The sequence below is a fragment of the Isoptericola sp. NPDC056134 genome (assembly GCF_042264825.1).
Classification (GTDB): Bacteria; Actinomycetota; Actinomycetes; order Actinomycetales; family Cellulomonadaceae; genus Isoptericola; species Isoptericola nanjingensis.
Genome location: NZ_JBHJVM010000009.1, coordinates 122531 through 138560, shown reverse-complemented (window position 1 = coordinate 138560; position 16030 = coordinate 122531). Strand labels below are relative to the sequence as shown.

Here is a 16030-nt window from a genome sequence, read left to right as displayed (position 1 = left end):
GCCGGCACGAGGGACGTCACGGGGCGGCGTCGTCCGGCAGGCGCAGCGCCCGGCACAGCGCCGCCCACGCCGCCTCGCCCAGACGGCGGTCGGCGGCCTCGCTGCCGCCACGACGCATCGCCATGCCCGCCGACACCCGCGGCTCCCCGGGCAGCGTCGCGCGGTGGCCGGCCTCCGGGTCCGTCACCAGGGTCGTCGCCAGCCCGTGCGCCTCCCGGCGCCGGACGATCTCCTCCGCGTGCCGCACCGCGGGCCACACCTGGTCGTCCCCGCCCGCCACGAGGACCACCTCCGCGATCCGCTCGACCGCGATACCTGCCGCCGTCGTGCGGGCCGCGTCCGCCTCCCGCGACCGCAGGTACAGGTCACGGAACGCCGGCGGGTCATCGACCAGCGCCCCCGTGACGAGCGCGGCCTCGGCCCCGAACGACGTCCCCACCAGCACCACGCGGTCGCACTCCGCCGCGAGCGCCTCGACGCGGCGCACGAACGTCTCCACGGGGACGTCCCACGGCCCCGCAGGCTGACCGGGGCCACCGAACCATCGCACCGACTCCGCGAGCACCCCGCGTCCGGCCAGCAGACGTGCCCGACCCTCGTCGACCCGGCCGCTCGACCCGGCGAGCACCAACGCCCCCGTCCCCACCGGACGCCGAGGCAGGACCCGCACCCCCTCGGGGTCCACCCACCGCACGACCCGGGGCAGCTCAGGCACGCCCACCGCCCACGAGCTCCACGACCACCGGAGGAGACGTGCGGTGGTCGCCCCAACGCGCCCACCGCACCACCACCCGCACCACCACGATCCCCGGGTCGTCCAACGACGCCGCGAAGTGCGGGAACGCCGACCGGTAGGCCTCCGCGCACCGCTCCCGGTCCGCGCCCTCCGGGACGTCCGCCACGCCCTCGACCTGCAGGGTCGTCCCGCCCGGGCCGCCCACCACCACCGCCACCCGCGGGTCGCGGCGCAGGTTGGCCACCTTGCGCGACCCCTCCCGCGCGTCGAAGACCAGCTCGCCCCGCTCCGTGACCGCCAGCGTCAGGAACGCGGCCTGCGGGGCGCCGCCCGGGCCCAGCGACGACACCACGCCGTCGCCCACCGCACGCACCTGCGCGACCACCCGCTCCAGCGCACCACCCGACAGCCCAGACGACGTCATGACCGCGACCCTAGCGGGCACCGCGCACCCCGACCGGCGACGCCGCGTCCACCAGCCCCACCAGCACCGACACGGCCTCACCCCGGCCCACCACGCGCACCTGCGACCACCCGTCGGCCGTGCCCTCCCTCGACCCGCGCGACGCCGCCACCAGGCCCGCACGCTGCGCTGCCCACCGCCGCCAGTGCCGCGCGAACGCCCGTCCCCGCACCACCCGCCCCCGCGCCTCCTGCCCCGACAACGCCTCGCCGCGCCCCACGTCCACCATCACCAGCACCGGACGCCACCCCGCCCGACGCGCCAGGCACGCCCACCACCACCGCCGCACCCGTGACGTCGCCGGGTCGTGCACCACCAGCACCCCCGCGCCGTCCCGCGGGCCACCCAGCACCGCCCGCACCACCCCCGCCAGGTGCCGCACGTGCACCACCGGCCGGTACACCGCGTACGGCACCCCGCGCGGCACCCGCCCCCGCAGGTCACGACGCGCCGCCTCGCTGTCCAGCACCCGCACCCCGGAACGGCACCCCGCCACCCGCGCGAGCGCCGTGCTCTTGCCGGCCCCCGGCACACCGCCCACCAGCACGAACGTCGCCACGCCCGCCGGCCGCACCGCCGAGCGCTCGCGTACCACCGTCGTCATGCGGCGCACCCACCCCTCTCCGTACCGATCCCCGTACCGCCGTCCGGCGGGGCGCCCAGCGTGCCAGGCCCGCATGAGCGTCAGATGAGACCGGCTCGCGACGACCGCGCCCGCCGGTGGCACGATGCGAGACGATGCGAGACATGCGAGACACGGCCCGCACCACGCTCCTCGGCACCGACCTGCCCCTCGCCGCCGCGCCCATGGCCGGCGGGGCCACCACGCTCGACCTCCTCGCCGCCACGACCGACGCCGGAGCCTTCGCCTTCCTCGCCGGGGGCTACCAGGAACCTGACGCCCTCGCCGATCTGGTCCACCGTGCCCACCAGCGGGCACACCCCTTCGGCGTCAACCTCTTCGTCCCCGCCACCACGCCCGCGCCCGACCCCGCGGCGCTCGCGGCCTACGCGCGACGGATCGCGCCGGACGCCGCGGCGCACGGCGTCGACCTCGACGCCGCGCTGGCCGCCGTTCCGGCCATCGACGACGACGGATGGGCGGCGAAGGTCGACCTGCTGCGTCGCGACCCCGTGCCCGTGGTGTCGTGCACGTTCGGGCCCCCGCCGGCGGCCGACGTCGCGGCGCTGCGCGCCGCCGGGTCCGTCGTCCTGGTCACGGTCACGACGCCGCAGGAGGCCGCGGCCGCGGAGGCGCTCGGAGCCGACGGTCTCGTGGTCCAGGGGCCCCGCGCGGGCGGGCACAGCGGCACGTGGGACCCGGGCCGCACCGTCGTCGACGGCACGACCGACGACGCCGTCGCCGCGGTCGTCGCGCGCTCGCGCCTCCCGGTCGTCGCCGCCGGGGGAGTGGACGGACCCGCGGCCGTCGCCCGGCTGCTGCGGGCCGGGGCGCAGGCCGTCGCCGTCGGGACGCTGCTGCTGCGCACCGACGAGGCCGGCACCTCCCGGACCCATCGGGACGCCCTCGGCGACCGCCGGTTCACGACGACGGCGGTCACGCGCGCCTTCACGGGACGTCCCGCCCGGGCGCTGCGCAACGGCTTCCTCGACCGGCACGACGCGCAGGCCCCGGTCGCCTACCCGCAGGTGCACCACCTCACCCGCGAGCTGCGCCGACGCGCGGCCGCCGCCGGGGACGCCGACCGGTTGCACCTGTGGGCCGGGACCGGCCACCGCAGCGCCGCCACCGGGCCCGCGGCCGACGTTGTCCGCGCCCTCGCCGCCGACCTGTGACGCCCGCGCGCGGCACCGCCGCGGCCGCACGCCGGTTCGCTAGGTTGCCGTCATGAGCGACGCCTGGGACCCGCCGACCGTGCTGCGCGCCGCCGCCGAGTGGTCGTGGGTGCCGCCCGACGCGGAGTGCGTCGTCACCGACGTCACCCTCACCCGGTGGCCCGCCTGGGCGCAGGGCCGCGTCGTGCTCACCGGGCTCGCGTCCGCCCGCGCGCCGGAGGGCGTCCTGCGCGACGCCGTCGAGCGAGCGCGCGCCTGGGGCAGCGACACCCTCGGCGTCTGGGTCTCGGCCAGCAGCACCCCCGACCTCACCGACCTGCTGCTCTCCCGCGGCGCCCTGCTCGAGGACACCGTGGACGTGCTCGCACGCGCCCTCGAGCAGGGGCTCCGCGAGCCGCCGGAGCGCGACGGGCGCCTCGTCGTGCGACGCGTGACCGACGTGGACGGGCTGCGCGACGCCGACCGCGTCGACACCGCGGTGTGGGACCAGCAGCCCATGGACGACGACCGGCTCGCGGCCGCCGCGCGCACGCTGCTGTCCGACGGCAGCAGCGAGATCCGTGTCGTGGCCTACCAGGACGGCGAGCCGGTGGCGTCCGCCGGGGTCACGCTGGCGCCGGCGCCCCGACCCGAGCTGGGCACCGTCGCCCGGCTGTGGGGCGCGGGCACCGTGCCCGACCGTCGCGGCCGCGGCGCCTACCGAGCCGTGCTCGAGGAACGACTGCGCCTCTCGGCCGCCGCGGACGCGTCGCTCGCCCTCGTCAAGGGCCGGGTCAGCACCTCCGCCCGGCTCCTGCGCCGGGCGGGGTTCGAGCGGTACGGCGAGGAGAACTACTACCGGCTCACGCTCTGACGCGGCTCTGACGCGGCGGCGACCGGGACGACCACAGGCTCGACGAGGAGGACGGACGTGACAGGACCTTCGGCAGGACGCTTCGGCGGCCGCGTGGCGCTGGTCACCGGCGGCGCGCACGGGATCGGCGCGGCCGCGGTGCGACGCCTGCACGCGGAGGGTGCCACCGTCGTGGTCGCCGATCTCGACGCGGACGCCGCGCAGCGGACCGCGGACGGCCTCCCCGCCGGCGGGCCGCCCGCCTCGGCCGTCGCGTGCGACATCACCGACACCGCGTCGGTGGAGGCCGCCGTGGCCGCGACGCTCGACCGGCACGACCGCCTCGACGTGCTCGTCGGCGTGGCGGGCGGCACGGGCGTGCACCCGGGCCTCCTGGACGGTATGGACGACGCCACCTGGGCCGCCGGCGTCGACCTCAACCTCGCCGGACCGGCGCGCTGCGTCCGGGCCGCGGCCCCGCACCTGCCGCGGGGGGGATCGGTCGTGCTGGTCGGTTCCGTCAACGGTCTGCAGGCCTTCGGGGACGAGGACTACTCGGCCGCGAAGGCGGGGCTCGTGTCCCTCGCGCAGAACCTCGCGGTGCGGCTCGGGAGCAGGGGGGTGCGGATCAACGTCGTCGCGCCCGGGACCGTCCGCACCCGCTCGTGGGACCAGCGCTCCGACCCCGACCGGCTCGCGGCGCTCTACCCCCTCGGCCGGATCGGCGAGCCCGAGGACGTCGCTGCCGCCATCGCGTTCCTCGGCTCCGACGACGCCGCCTGGATCACGGGTGTCACGCTGCCCGTCGACGGCGGCGTCCTCGCCGGCCCGCTCGCACGCTTCGAGTCCCTCGGGGGCGGGGGAGAGCGCTGAGACGAGCGTGCTGGGCCGCGCCCGCCGATCGCCTCTGCAGGAGGCGACCGGCGGGCGCTCAGCACCTCAGCGTCCCGGCTTGCCCGACCCCGGTACGTGCGGCCATCCCGGGTACCGGTGCCCGAACCGGAGCGGCAGCAGCACCTCGTCGCCGTCCGCCGTCGGCACCGCCACCGGCAGCTTGCCCAGCGTGTTGATGTCGCCCGCGATCGCGCGCACGACCGCCGCGTAGTTGACCACGCCGTACCCGTAGCTGTTCAGCACCGCGTCGGCCGTCGGGAAGACGTTGACGTCGTACGGGTTGCGCGCCGCGACCACGACCACCGGCGTGCCCGTCGCCGCCAGCGCGTCCACCATCGCCTGCTGCGCCGTGTTGCCGCTCGCGTTGTACGACGTGAACACGACCGCGTCGACGCCCGCTGCGGCCGCCACGGCCCGCGCCCGGTAGGCAGCGGACGGCGAGGTGCCGTTCTCGAGCTCCGTCGTGACGTCGAACCCGCGGTCGGCGAGCATCGGCGCGAGCCGCTCCGGCCACGCCGCGCCGGCACCCACCACCAGCAGCGAGTCCTCGCCCGGGCGGAGCGGCAGCGGGCGGTCCTCGTTGCGCACCATGGTGATGGACCGGTCCGCGATGGTCGCGGCCGTGGCCAGGTGGTCCGCGGACCCCACGACCGTCCCGACCTCGGCCGGGTCGGCGTACGCGTCGGCGAGGATGCCGCGCTCCGCCTTCCACTCGAGGATGCGGGTGACGGACTCGTCGAGCCGTGCCTCCGTGATCGTCCCGTCCGCGACGGCCTGCTTCACCCCGGCGATCGACGCGTCGACGTCGGGGGAGTTGAGCAGGATGTCGGAGCCGGCCTGGATCGCCATGACCGACATCTCCTCCTGGGACCAGTTGTCGGTCATGGCCTCCATGTCGAGCGCGTCGGTCGTGATGATGCCGTCGAAGCCCATCTCTTCCCGCAGCAGGCCGGTGAGCACCTTGGGGGAGAGGGTGCCGGGCAGGTCGGGGTCGATCGCGTCGACGACGATGTGCGCCGTCATGATCATGTCGATCCCCGCGTCGATCGCGGCCTGGAACGGCTGCAGGTGCTTCTTCAGGGTGGCGCGGTCGTAGGTGACCTCGGGCAGGCCGTAGTGCGAGTCCGTCTCGGTGTCGCCGTGGCCGGGGAAGTGTTTTGCGGTGGCCGCGATGTGCCGCTGGATCCCCTCGATCTGCGCGACGCCGAGCTTGCTCACGGCGTCGGGGTCCGCGCCCATCGAGCGGATCCCGATGACCGGGTTGTCCGGGTTGGTGTTGAGGTCGAGCACCGGCGCGAAGTCGACGTTGACACCCATCGCCTTCAGCTCGGACCCGAGGACGTCGCCCTGCGCCCGGGCGAGACCGGCGTCGAAGGTGGCGCCGAGGGCCATGTTGCCGGGCAGCGCCGTGGCCGGCGGCCCGACGCGGGCCACAAGCCCGCCCTCCTGGTCGATCGTGACGGCCAGCGGGACACCGGGTCCGCCGTCGTCCATTGCGGCCTCCTGGAGCCCGTTCGACAGGCCGTTGACCTGCTGCGGGTTGGCCGTGTTGCCCGACCAGGCGAAGTAGAGCACGCCGCCGAGGTCGTACTTCTGGACGACCTGCGCCGGCGTGTCCACGCCGTAGCGGGCCCGGTTGCTCGCCGCCATCGAGGTGTCGTGGGCGGACGAGCCGTAGACGTGGGTCCACGTCATCTGGCCGATCTTCTGGTCGAGCGTCATCGCGTCGACCATCGCGCCGACGTCGACGATCGACGTGCCCGCCGGTGTGTCGGTCGTGTCCGCCTGGGCGGGGGCCATGACGGCGAGCAGCAGGCCCGCGCCCGCGACCGCCGCCGCGGCGCGCACCAGGCGCCGTTCTTGTGGATCCTTCACGAGGTCCTCCTCGGTGGGGACGGCGCGACGGTGCGGGACCGCTGGACGTCGTTGTCCAGGTGCGCCTGTGCTGGACGCTAGGACCGGCCCCGGTCTGCGTCAAGAGTTACCGCGGTCTGCTCTGCGCGGTGAAGGAATTTTCATCCGAAAACACACCGATCTGCAGGCGGAGCCGACGGCCGCACGGCAGGGGAGAGGCCCTGCGACGACGCCTCGTGGGGGAGTCACTCCTGGGGGCCGACGCGGATGTCGCACGCGGGTCAGGGGGCGCGATGAGAGCCGGGCATCAGGCACCGACGAGGGGCGTGGCCGCCACGGCGATCGGCGGTGGTCTGGGTACCGAGCGGCCTGACGACCAGCCTCGCGACATTGACGCCGACGACGGCCGCAGCTGGAGCGTCACGGTGACCGTCCCGCAACGAAGCTCATCGGGCCGGCGGCGATCCTCGTCGAACCCGCGCAGGACGTCCGGACCTCAGTCGCCGAACAGTCGCGACAGCGGCCGGCGTCCCGACGCCCACATCGCGGTCGAGGTGCCGCAGTCCCGGTTTCTGGGGATCGAGCGGGGTCCGTAGGCCCCGATGCAAACTGGTAGAGGTGCGTGCTCGAGTGGTGCGAGCTCCTGGGCGTAGGGCATCGCACAAGACTTCTCAGCGGCGGGTCCGTTGAGCGGTCAGACATGGCCGGCTGGGTGTCGGTGGATCGTCGATACCGGGACTCCGAGCGGCCGCAATTGCCGCACCTGCCGCAACGGACCAGCGTTCGGCGACCGGCGCCCGCGCGGTACGAGACGTTCCGGTGACGCGTGTCTCAGGCGGGATAGATTCGAGAGGTGCAGGTGCCGGAATGCCCCAAATTGGCCAATGTGGTGTGCGGGACTGGGCGCCGCGACGGCTCACCCGCCGCGAGCCGCGCCCGTGGCGAGATTCCGCCGTCCGATGCTTCGTGACGCAGACTGGGGAGCGCATGGCCCCGGCGCACTCGATCGGCCTTTAGTTCTTGCCGATCTCGACCTCGCCAAGGACGGCGCCGCCCGAGTCGTATCCGACGAGCGTCGCCTGCGGCGAGTCACTGGCTGGAGGGATCCAACCGTAGGCCACGTTTTCGTGGACGAGAGTGGGCAGTGCTGAGCCGTCCGGCAGGTGGAGCTCGACGTGGGTTGCTCCGGCGACGTCATAGGCAAACAGGCGGTACTCGTGGGGCAGCCCGCCGAGCGAACCTTCCTGCCCGAATGGCTTGTCGAGGCCGGCTGGCTCGGGGCGGCAGTAGGAAAGGTGATGTCCTTCGAGGTACGGGTTGGGGCTGGTCACTCCGGGTACGTAGACGTCCATCGCCATGCACCACGGAGCGCCGGGGGTGGCGTAGACGTGGAGCTGCTCGCGGGCCGGACCATCAATGGTGCCGAGCAGTACTGCTGTGTCCGGGTCGATACCGTACGAACCGTTGTCGGGGTTGGAAAGCTCCCAGTCGGCGAACTGCTCGGCGAACCCTCGGGGGAGGTCGTCGCTGCTCGTGGCGATGCTCGCCGCGACAAGCGGTGCGGTCGCCACCGCGACGATCCCCACGGTGAGCCACACTGGCTTGCGTCCGAGGCGATGGCGGCGCGGGGGAGCGACCCCGCGGGTGCGCTGGGCGAGGATCGCCCGACTGCGGGCCAGCATCGGGTCATCCTGGGTGATCTTCGGAGCTGCCTCTTGGAGTGTCTGCCAGAGGTCCGTGCTCATGGTTGCCCCCTTAGCGGTGTAAGTGTCAGTGGTCGGGCTGGCGCGGGGCGAGGCGGGTCGGCATCGTCGGCGAGTTCACTGAGCCGCCTTCTGGCGCGGTGCAGCCTGACGCGGAAGCTCGCCAGGGAACAGCCAGCCACCTGGGCGGCGTCAGACTGCGACAGGCCGTCCCACGCAACGAGCAGGAGGGCCTCTCGATCGTTGTCCCGAAGCTGCGCGAGCGCTCGCACAAGCGCTTCCCGGTCGGTCACCTGCTCCTCGAGCCCGGCCGAGTCGCAGACGAGATCGACGACCCGGACGAGGCTGTCCTGCAGCTCACGGCGTCGGCGGACGGATCGGTGATGTTTGGCGATCGTGTGGCGGGCGACGACAAGCAGCCAGGCAAGGGAATGGGCGGGGATGTCGTCGATGCGTCGCCAAGCGACGAGGAACGTGTCGGCGACGACGTCTTCAGCAACGCTCCGGTCCACATGCCGCAGCACGTAGGCATGCACCCTTGGAGCGTGCATCCGCCAAAGACTCGCCAGCTGCGCCTCTTGCTGCGCCGCACGACTGGACCGATCGGTGCTCATATCCGGTAATCCCCCCGACGCGGCGAGTATTACAGGCCACGTCTCAGCGATTTGCCGGGTCACAGACACAGGGGCGTCGTCTGCTGGGACTGTGCCCGAGGTGCGTTATGCCTGAGCGAGGTCGGAGACGTACCTCCCGTAGTCGGCTCCCGAGACGGCGGCGTGCTTCTCAAGCGTGGCGGCCGTGTAGCCGAGGGCCTCGGCGAGGATCGCTACGGGGGCCTGTCTGCTGAGCTCGGTGAGCGTGCCTAGGCGCGCGGCGAGCGAGGAGAACAGTGGGCGCAGCTGCCGCCGCACGTGCATCGCGGTGACATGGTTGCCGGGCATGGCGCCGCGGAAGATCCACGGCGAGTCAAGGTGTGCCGCCGTGTTCGCTTGTTCGGGGTTGGTTGCAAGGTCGCGCACCGGGCCGTCGAGCGGGTGGTCGAGCCGGATCGGCATTCCGGCCACGTTCACGGTCACGTTGTCAGGAGCGATCGTGACGTCGTCCCAGCGCAGCTGCACGATGCGCGCGATGGGTTGCGCGAAGACGAGGACGAGGAGCGCCGCGAACTGGTTGCGGGAGGACCACTCCGAGGAGGTCAGGACGTGGTCGAGCGCTCCCGCTTGGTCGTCGTGGGGGAGGCGGGCGGCGGTCCCGCGACGATGACGCGGGACGGTCAGGGCGGGATCGGTCACCTGCGCCGTGCGCGTCCAGGTGAGGAACCACGCGACCATGAGTCGCGTCGTGGCACCTTCCGCGAGCCAGGTGTCGAGGTCGCCCTGTGTGGCCGATGCCAGCGTCTTGCCGTTGTCGGTCAGCCAGTTGCAGAACTCGATCGCGACCGTCGTCACCTGCTTGGCGCGCAGGAACGTGCCGTTGCTGATGGGGGAGTCTGTGCGCATGTGCCGGAGGTGCTTCCAGCGGATGTAGCGGTGGATGATCGCGCGATGGTCGGCGTCGGTGAGCCGGTCCTCGGCGTCGTCGGCCCACTCGGTGAAGCGGGCGATGAGTTCGTCGCGCGGCTCGAGGACGCCGTGCTCGACGAGCAGGCCTCGGATGTAGTCGCGGGTGCGGCCGCGGTCGAGGCGGTCCATCGACGTGTGTGTCACGGGGCTGGTCGCGGCGATCTCGCGAAGCATGGTGTGAACGTGTTTCTGGCGGATCCAGGTGAGCCCGGAGTTGGCCCGTTCCATCGACTTGATCGCGTCTGTCACCGGTCTGAGCTGCGCTGACACCTTGCCAGTTTGGGGGTCGGCGAACGCCGCATCGACGAGGTCGGCCAGGACGCACCTTTGGCACATCTGGTTGCGGTAGAGCTCGGTCTCGGCGCCGCAGCGTCGGCAGTCGATGTTGACGCGGACTCCGGAGCAGGTGCGGCAAGCGGGGCGTCCGTCGATGCGGCCTGGTAGGACGCCCTCGTGCCCGCAGGCGCAGGTCCCGGTCGCGCGCATGGCGTTCATCCGGCACGAGACGCAGAGGCGCCCGTCGGGCCAGGTGACGCTGAGCGGGTAGTGGCCGCCGCACCGGGCGCAGGGTGTGGGGTACGTTTCTGGGTCCTCAGGCTTGCGCGGGCGGGCCATCATCGCCCTTCACGAGTCGGATGCGGTGAGCGACGGGTGCCGTGGTGTCGCCGTCGAGGGGGAGTCGCGGTGCGTTCGCGGTCTTCGCGGCGCGCAGCTCGACCCTCGGCTCGATGAGGTCGGCGGGGGAGCAGTCGAAGATGTCGCAGAGCGCGACGAGGACGCTCAGGGAGATCCGTTCCGGTGTGCCCGTCACGAGACGGTAGATCTGCGTGTCGGACAGATTGATGCCGCGGTCGCGTAGGAGGGGGCGTAGCTCGGTCGACTTCCAGAGGTTGTGCTGGGCCATGATCTGCCGCAGGTGCCAGGTGTAGCCGAGACGCTTGATCTCATTCATCGGGTTCTCCGATCGCGGTGCGCAGCCGCTGGGCGATCATCCGCTGCACGACCTTCTGCTTGTAGTCCGACGAGACCGAGGTGTACAGCGCCGTGGTCGACGAGTACGAGTGCCCGACCTGCTGCTGGACGAACAGCGGGTCGTAGCCGGCCTCGATCAGGTGGGTCACGTAGGAGTGTCGCAGCGCGTGCAGGCTGAGTTCCTCCGGAAGGCCCGCGAGGTCGCGGAACCTGGCGAACGAGCGAGCCAGGCCGCTCATCGTGATGCGGTCGCCGCGTTCGGACGGCCACAGCGCGCCCGAGCGGGCGGCGGTGGCGAACTGGCCGCGGCCGCCGGGGGAGTGCCACCTCTCGAGCACGCTGGTGACCCAGTCGAACTGCGGAGTGGTCAGCACTGTGCGCCTGCGGGGCCCGGTTCCGGCCATTCCTTTGGCCCAGCGCACGGTCAGCGCTCCGAAGCGTCCGTAGTCCGGCACGTGAGGGTTCGGGCCGAAGTCGGTCACGTCGAGCATGACCAGCTCGCGGCGGCGCAGCCCGTAGGCGTAGCAGACCTTGAATGCCATGGAGTCGCGCATCGCCGTCAGCCACGTCTTGGACCGGGCGTGGTGATGGGCGTCGACGAAGTCGTCGACGGTGTCGAAGAAGCGCTGCAGCTCGTCGATCGCGAAGGCGCGTCGGTTCGGGGCGACGGCGTCGTCGGTCTTGTGCCGCGGGCTGTTCCACTCGAAGACGATCTGAGACGGCAGGTCGCCGAAGCGCTGCTCGCACAACGTCGCCCAGCCGTAGCGGCCGTCGCAGATGAACGAGCAGAACATCGCGATCGCGTTCGACTCCGCACGCAACGTGGTCAGCGCCAGCGTCCGGCCGCCGGAGCGGCGCTCGGCGAAGTACTCGTCCAGGTCTGAAGCCTGCCAGGACCACGGAAAGTCGTTCGTGAACTCCTGAAAGCGTTCCACGACCCGATTGCGACTCTTGATCGTCGCGACAGTCAGGCCTCGCGCCAGCATCTGGTTGCGCCACCCGGCCACCATCGCCTCGAACACCTGCAGCTCAGCGCGCAGGAGAGGGACGTTCGTCGCGCCGGTGAACCGCATCGGAACCGACCCGGGAGTCTCGAGCACGCGACCATCCTTCCGAGGAATCGTGCATCTGATGCACGAAACCTAGGGCGACCTGCAGCGAGGCGGCAAGAGTCGACCGGCGTAAGCCCGTCCACGACGGAGGGAATGTGCTGCTGACCTGCAGCGACGCAGTCATCGCATCCAGGTGCGAGTTCTTGCATCAGATGCAACTCGCACGCGTTGGCAACCGATAATGCACATTATGTCATTACGCGAGAAGAAGCCGCCCGGACCTCCTCCCTCGCGGCGGTGGGACAAGGCTCGCATGACACCCCGTCACCGCAGGTCTGCGTGCGGTCCACCACCGCTGCACGAGCAGCTCGCGCCACGGGTGCACGCAGGGCGCGCGGCGACGACCGCGATGACGACATCGCCGCGATGCACGGCGCGGGTCCGGCGGCTCGCCGGCATGGACGACGTCGCACGCCGACCTCGACGACGTCGTCGGCGCGTACAGAGTCTTCCTGACGCGTCCGTCCGGATCGTTCGTCCGGCGCGTCCGATACGCACCGGCGACGCCGTACGAGATCCCCTCGTCCTCGAACGCTCTCCGATCCCCCGGGCGGCGGCGCGCCGCGGTGTCGAGACGGTGCGCCGCACCGACCTTGTGCGCTCGGGGCTCACGACGACCGGACGGCAAGGCTCTCGCCATCCACCATGGTGCGCGGTAGGATGATTCGGACATACACCTCAAACCATTGTGTATGACACAACACAGTGGTCTCGTGCGGATCACGGCATCGGCTGCCCGCACCCCCGCAGGATCGCCCTCCCGCTCCCCGCCGGTGTCGTGTCGGACGGCGTGACTACGGTGAGCGACATGGCCACTCCCCCCGGCGGGCTCGCCTTCTGCGTCTTCCCCACCGCGATCGGGCACTGCGCCCTCGTGTGGCGCGCGCCGGGCACCGTCGTGGGCACCGCACTCCCCCACGGCTCGGCGCAGAACACCCGCGCCGCCGTCACGCGGTGGTACCCGGCCGCCCGCGAGAGCGACCCGGACCCTGCGATCGCCGGCGTCGTGGCCGAGGTCGCCTGCCTGCTCGGGACGGGCGCCGGCGACCTGACCGACGTCGACCTCGACCTCGCAGCCGTCCCGGACTTCGACCGCCGCGTGTACGAGGTGGTGCGTACCGTCCCGGCAGGCGACACCCTCACCTACGGCGAGGTGGCGGCACGGCTCGGCACCCCCGGCGCGGCGCAGGCGGTCGGCCAGGCCCTCGGGCGCAACCCGTTCCCGCCGATCGTGCCGTGCCACCGCGTGCTCGCCGCGGGCCGCCAGGTCGGCGGGTTCTCCGCGCGCGGTGGGCGGCGCACCAAACTGCGCATGCTCGAGGCCGAGGGGGTGCACCTCGAGCACCCCACCCTCTTCGACGTCTGAGCCCGCCGCTCCCCCGCGACGCCCAGGAGAGCCGGCTGGGCCCGTGGTACACACTCGTCGCGGCCGGGCCGCTCCGGTTAGCACGACGCCGGGTGGAGGACTGGGTCACCGCCGCCCGGTACGGCGTCGCACGCCAGGACCAGCACGTCGCCTGGCGCGGCGACGTCCTGCCCGGGGACCCACGGCGCTCGCGGCCCTGCTCGGCGCCGTGCGACGGTCGTGTCGGTGCGCCCGCCTAGCCTGGTCCCGTGGTCGCCCCTCCCCGTCTGAACCGCCTCACGGTGGCCGCGGCCGCCGACCGTTACCTCGCGTCGGTGCAGGTGGAGAGCGTGCGCGGGGTCCTCTCCCCCGCCACGGCACGCAGCTACGAGCGCGACGTGCGCGAGTTCGCCGCCCTGGTCGGCGACGACCGCGTGCTCGACGACGTGACCGGCGAGGACGTCGACGACGCGCTCGTGCGCTACCAGGCCAGCCCCGACGGCCGGTACAGCGACCCGGGCCGTAAGGGTGCCCCCGGACGTTCGGTCGCCACGGTCAACCGGTTCCGGCAGTCGGTGAGCCGCTTCTTCGCGCACGCGGCCCGGCAGTGCTGGGTCCAGGCGGACCCGATGCAGTGGGCGGCGCCGCCCGCCCGCTCCCGCGACCGCCTGCGGGTGGAACGGACGGCGCTGTCGGCGTCGGCGGCGGGCGCCCTGCTGCAGGCGTCAGCAGTGCCCGACCGGCCCGCGACCGCGACCGCGGCAGGGACCGGGACGCGCGCCGCGCGGTCGGACCAGGCGCTGGCGCTGCGCGACCGCCTGGTCGTCGCGCTGCTCCTCGTGCTCGGCCCGCGGGTGTCGGAGCTGGCCCGCGCGGACGTCGCGGACTTCACGCGCGAGCCCGAGGAGACGCGGTGGCGGATCGTCGGCAAGGGCGGGTCGATCCGGACGGTCGCGCTCTCCGCGCCCCTGGCCGCAGCGCTCGAGGAGTACCTGCACGAGCTGCGGCCCCGGCTCGCGGCCCGACGGGCCGACGACCCGGACGCGCAGCGCGCCCTGCTGCTGACCTGGCGCGGCCGTCGCGTCGACACGCAGACGGTGCGGGCCCTGCTCGCGCGCGCCGTCGAGCGGATGCCCGCCCCCTACCGCCGGCCCGCGACGCCGCACGCGCTGCGGCACACCACGGCCACCCTCCTGGTGGCCGAGGGCTGGGACGTGAAGGTCGTCGCGGAGCTGCTCGGGCACCGGTCCATCGCCACCACCGGCGTGTACCTCGACCGGATCGAGGGCGAGCTCGCCGCGGCCATCCGGTCGCACCCGCTCTCGGCCGGCCTCGCCGCACCCGCGTCGACCGCGGCAGAGGCACCGATCGCCGCGGCGGCGGGTGACATCACCGACGTACCCGACAGTTCGGCGCGCGGCGCCGACGCCCCGTGACTACGGTGAGCCTCGTGCCGCCTCGCTTCCGCCGCCTCCGCAAGCCCGTCCGCGTCCAGATCGACTGGCCTGCCCTGCGCCGGTACGCGACCCGCGGCGCGGTGCTCGCCGCGGCGGTCCCGGTGGCGGCCGCGGCCACGGTGATGGGGCTGGAGCGGTTCCGCCGCCACCAGTACCCGCTCGACGAGCCGTTCCCCACGGCCCCGCCGTCGTCGACCGAGATCGAGGACACCAGCGCGACGCTCTACACGTACGGCGCGGACCTCTACGACGCGATGCTCGAGGCGATCCGCGGCGCGCAGCGGGAGATCTTCCTGGAGACGTACATCTGGAAGGACGACGAGGTCGGCCGCCAGTTCAAGCAGGCGCTGGTGGAGGCGGCGGCCCGCGGCGTCGCGGTCTACGTCGTCTACGACGGCTTCGCGAACCTCGTGATCTCCCGGCGCTTCTACGACCTGCCCGGCGTGCACGTGCTGCGCTTCCCTGCGATGCGGCCCGGGCTGCTGATGCTCGACGTGCGGCGCTCGGGCCGCGACCACCGCAAGATCCTCGTCGTCGACGACGAGACCGCGTTCGTCGGCGGGTACAACATCGGCTCCCTCTACGCGACGCAGTGGCGCGACACGCACCTGCGCCTCACGGGCCCGTCGGCGTGGGAGCTGCGGAACGCGTTCGTCGACTTCTGGAACCGGTGGCGCGGGCCGCGCCTGCCGGTCCTGCAGGACGTCGGTTCCTCGCTGTGGCTGCCCGAGCTGCGGGCGGCGCGCAACGCGCCCTCGGAGCTCGTCTTCCCCATCCGGGGCATCTACCTCGACGCGATCGACCGCGCCTGCTCGCACGTGTACATCACCCAGGCGTACTTCATCCCCGACGAGGACATCCAGGCGGGGCTGCTCGCGGCCGCGGCGCGCGGGGTCGACGTGCGCGTCCTCGTGCCGGAACGGTCGAACCACGTGGTGGCCGACTGGCTCGCCCGCGGCCACTACTCGACGCTGCTGCGCGGCGGCGTGCGGATCCTCCTCTACCAGGGGGCGATGATCCACGCGAAGACCGCGACGATCGACGGGCGCTGGACCACGGTCGGCACCGCGAACATCGACCGGCTGAGCCTCACGGGCAACTACGAGATCAACCTCGAGGTCGTGGACGACGGCCTCGCGGGGCAGCTCGAGGACGCGTTCCGCATGGACCAGTCGAACTCGCGGGAGCTGACCCTCGCGGAGTGGCAGCGCCGGCACCCGCTCTCGAAGGTCGCCGAGCGGCTCATGTCACCGCTGCGCCCCTTCCTCTGATCCCGCTGAGGGGGGCGGCTGGCGGACGCTGA

Annotated in this window: 15 protein-coding genes; 6 read left to right on the top strand and 9 right to left on the bottom strand. The window is 73.0% G+C overall.

Annotation, left to right across the window (positions count from 1 at the left end; genetic code table 11):
* Positions 1-16: 16 nt before the first annotated feature.
* From ACFCZN_RS11080 to ACFCZN_RS11070, 3 genes are read right to left on the bottom strand one after another with little or no spacing between them, the layout of a single operon-like run.
* Positions 17-715 (bottom strand): acyl-CoA thioester hydrolase/BAAT C-terminal domain-containing protein, encoded by a 699-nt coding sequence (locus ACFCZN_RS11080; protein ID WP_430556802.1) that lies wholly within the window; start codon positions 713-715, stop codon positions 17-19.
* Positions 708-1160, bottom strand: coding sequence for a pyridoxamine 5'-phosphate oxidase family protein (locus ACFCZN_RS11075; protein ID WP_430556801.1), 453 nt, complete (start codon positions 1158-1160; stop codon positions 708-710). The genes ACFCZN_RS11080 and ACFCZN_RS11075 overlap by 8 nt, the downstream gene beginning before the upstream one ends.
* Positions 1161-1170: 10 nt before the next feature.
* A complete protein-coding gene (locus tag ACFCZN_RS11070; protein ID WP_430556800.1) occupies positions 1171-1803 on the bottom strand; it encodes an AAA family ATPase in 633 nt (210 codons plus the stop codon).
* A gap of 143 nt (positions 1804-1946) precedes the next feature.
* Here ACFCZN_RS11070 and ACFCZN_RS11065 point away from each other — a divergent pair, with 143 nt between their 5' ends.
* From ACFCZN_RS11065 to ACFCZN_RS11055, 3 genes are read left to right on the top strand one after another with little or no spacing between them, the layout of a single operon-like run.
* The gene (locus ACFCZN_RS11065; protein WP_430556799.1) at positions 1947-2996 is read left to right on the top strand and encodes a nitronate monooxygenase; all 1050 of its coding nucleotides are present in this window, start codon (positions 1947-1949) and stop codon (positions 2994-2996) included.
* Positions 2997-3048: 52 nt separating this feature from the next.
* Positions 3049-3849 carry a hypothetical protein gene (locus ACFCZN_RS11060; RefSeq protein ID WP_430556798.1) on the top strand — a complete coding sequence of 267 codons (801 nt, stop codon included), beginning with the start codon at positions 3049-3051 and terminating at the stop codon, positions 3847-3849.
* A gap of 57 nt (positions 3850-3906) precedes the next feature.
* Entirely contained in the window at positions 3907-4701 is a 795-nt protein-coding gene (locus ACFCZN_RS11055; protein ID WP_430556797.1) for an SDR family NAD(P)-dependent oxidoreductase, read from the top strand.
* 66 nt (positions 4702-4767) lie between these two features.
* Here the strand turns inward: ACFCZN_RS11055 and ACFCZN_RS11050 are convergent, their stop codons facing one another.
* From ACFCZN_RS11050 to ACFCZN_RS11025, 6 genes are all read right to left on the bottom strand, one after another.
* Positions 4768-6597 carry a glycoside hydrolase family 3 protein gene (locus ACFCZN_RS11050; protein WP_430556796.1) on the bottom strand — a complete coding sequence of 610 codons (1830 nt, stop codon included), beginning with the start codon at positions 6595-6597 and terminating at the stop codon, positions 4768-4770.
* Positions 6598-7589: 992 nt separating this feature from the next.
* Positions 7590-8321 (bottom strand): hypothetical protein, encoded by a 732-nt coding sequence (locus tag ACFCZN_RS11045; RefSeq protein ID WP_430556795.1) that lies wholly within the window; start codon positions 8319-8321, stop codon positions 7590-7592.
* Entirely contained in the window at positions 8318-8815 is a 498-nt protein-coding gene (locus tag ACFCZN_RS11040; RefSeq protein WP_430556794.1) for an RNA polymerase sigma factor, read from the bottom strand. The genes ACFCZN_RS11045 and ACFCZN_RS11040 overlap by 4 nt, the downstream gene beginning before the upstream one ends.
* Positions 8816-8998: 183 nt before the next feature.
* Complete coding sequence (locus tag ACFCZN_RS11035) at positions 8999-10336, bottom strand: Fis family transcriptional regulator (RefSeq protein WP_430556793.1); 1338 nt, start codon at positions 10334-10336, stop codon at positions 8999-9001.
* A 97-nt stretch (positions 10337-10433) separates the two neighbouring features.
* Entirely contained in the window at positions 10434-10793 is a 360-nt protein-coding gene (locus ACFCZN_RS11030; RefSeq protein WP_430556792.1) for a helix-turn-helix domain-containing protein, read from the bottom strand.
* The gene (locus ACFCZN_RS11025) at positions 10786-11886 is read right to left on the bottom strand and encodes a tyrosine-type recombinase/integrase (protein WP_430556791.1); all 1101 of its coding nucleotides are present in this window, start codon (positions 11884-11886) and stop codon (positions 10786-10788) included. Before ACFCZN_RS11025 ends, ACFCZN_RS11030 begins: the two co-directional genes overlap by 8 nt.
* Before the next feature lie 847 nt (positions 11887-12733).
* On the opposite strand from ACFCZN_RS11025, the gene ACFCZN_RS11020 reads away from it, so the two are divergent.
* The 3 genes from ACFCZN_RS11020 (at position 12734) to ACFCZN_RS11010 (ending at position 15998) form a co-directional block, all read left to right on the top strand.
* Positions 12734-13291 (top strand): methylated-DNA--[protein]-cysteine S-methyltransferase, encoded by a 558-nt coding sequence (locus tag ACFCZN_RS11020; RefSeq protein WP_430556790.1) that lies wholly within the window; start codon positions 12734-12736, stop codon positions 13289-13291.
* A gap of 248 nt (positions 13292-13539) precedes the next feature.
* Entirely contained in the window at positions 13540-14706 is a 1167-nt protein-coding gene (locus tag ACFCZN_RS11015) for a tyrosine-type recombinase/integrase (RefSeq protein WP_430556789.1), read from the top strand.
* 14 nt (positions 14707-14720) lie between these two features.
* The gene (locus ACFCZN_RS11010) at positions 14721-15998 is read left to right on the top strand and encodes a phospholipase D-like domain-containing protein (RefSeq protein WP_429763515.1); all 1278 of its coding nucleotides are present in this window, start codon (positions 14721-14723) and stop codon (positions 15996-15998) included.
* Positions 15999-16030 lie beyond the last annotated feature (32 nt).